Source organism: Parendozoicomonas sp. Alg238-R29 (genome assembly GCF_947331445.1).
Classification (GTDB): domain Bacteria; phylum Pseudomonadota; class Gammaproteobacteria; order Pseudomonadales; family Endozoicomonadaceae; genus Sansalvadorimonas.
Map to the genome: position 1 here is coordinate 1 of NZ_CAMZOG010000201.1, position 1,561 is coordinate 1,561.

1 protein-coding gene is annotated in these 1,561 nt (G+C 34.7%); it reads right to left on the reverse strand.

All coding sequences use genetic code 11. The annotated features are described in order from the left end of the window. Positions 1-153: 153 nt before the first annotated feature. Complete coding sequence (locus QMA35_RS21590; protein WP_281649198.1) at positions 154-1,449, reverse strand: hypothetical protein; 1,296 nt, start codon at positions 1,447-1,449, stop codon at positions 154-156. Between the last annotated feature and the right edge of the window lie 112 nt (positions 1,450-1,561).

Sequence of the window (1,561 nt, forward strand, 5' to 3'; positions counted from 1 at the left end):
TGTAGATACAGCAGTCAGTATGATGGATATAAATAATTTTTTCATAACACCGATGAGACTGGATAAAATATAACGCCTGAATGTGGGGTGCCGCAGGCGTCCCAGGAGCGAAGCGACGAACACCATTCACTTGTTAGGCCCTTAGCCTATTGTTTAGATCAAATTTGAGAGAATGTATGGTTTGGTTTTAAATAGTGTCTTTTCTTGATTTGTATTAATAACCTTGTATTTTAGAGCAATGCCGTATTTTATAGACTTTTTCTGGGCTTTTGATTTTGTAATATTGGAAAACTCTATCGCTCTATAATTCAAAGTGAGATTATTTAGGCTAGAAAATACAGATTCAGCTAAGGGTGAGACTTCATAATCCAGCTTTGAAAAGCTAGCAATTCTAGAGTTATGATAAAAGGACAAACTATTGATTGTAATATAACTTTCTGTTTTATTTTGGATGTGGAAATTATGCCCATCAAATGTAACTTTTACTTTGCCATCCTCAAAAATCATGCTTTTAGGTAATACTTTTTCATAATTGATGGAGTGTATAGTAAAGTTAACATTAAAGTCTTTGTCAGATGCTTTTACTTTGCTTGGGCACTGAACTGTGTAATTGACATTCTTTAGTTTGTTAGAAACGCATGCGACGTTTAAATCAGAAGTTGATTTTTCAAGGCCGTTTATCAAATCACTATTCCTATTCTTAGTCAAAAATAGCAGTGCATCTAATGAGTTAGCACTTACAGGTTGAATGCTTTCGAAGCTAAATGTTTTGTTTTTTGTTATAGATACATGATTGTTGTAATTAATGTTGCGCTTCCCAAACAACCCTGACTTATCGGTTAGTTTAAAAGTAGGTTTTATATTTGCCTTGTAGGCAGTTACTGTTTCATTATAATTTGTTTTTAATGAAAGCATTTCTGAATTGTATTCTTCTAGAATTTGCTTGTAACTAAAGTCTGTTATTTTATCTATGTCTAGAAGTTTATTTTTGGCTTCATTGACTGCATTTTGATAACTGTCTTCATTAAATTTTACCGCTCCCGGAGTAAGGGCCGCACCTACACCAAGAGACATTGCTGTAAAAAGCACATAACCAGCAGTTTTTTTAGCTGAAAGATCCACCCCTTTTTCTCTAAATAATCTTTCATCTTGTGTTTGGCATGTAATGCTTTTATTTGTTATTTCAACTAAGCCGGTTGTACAGTCTTCTTGAGCCACATTCCACATGGGTTGCATTGTGGTTAAATTAACCCATGGTTCATATTCATTAAATAATGTTGAGAATTTTGTAAATTCATAGCTATTATCGATTTTTTCCAACTTTCCATATAAGTCATATTCGAATATTTTACTATTCGATACCGATGGGGAATTATTCGATTTTATGGGACTGTTTGTACTACATGCAGTAACAAACATGAGGCTTGCGATTAGTAATTCCCTTTTCATTTGTATCTCCGTTTTTTTGGGTTTGGGAGGGGCCTAACGCCCCCATCATGCGCCGCCGTAGGCGGTCGCATGGATGGGCTTGTTATGTGTGTATTACTTAAAATGGAATGTC

Excerpts from the sequence above, each read along its gene's own strand:
- QMA35_RS21590 (WP_281649198.1), bottom strand. The coding sequence starts at position 1,449 with ATGAAAAGGGAATTACTAATCGCAAGCCTCATGTTTGTTACTGCATGT.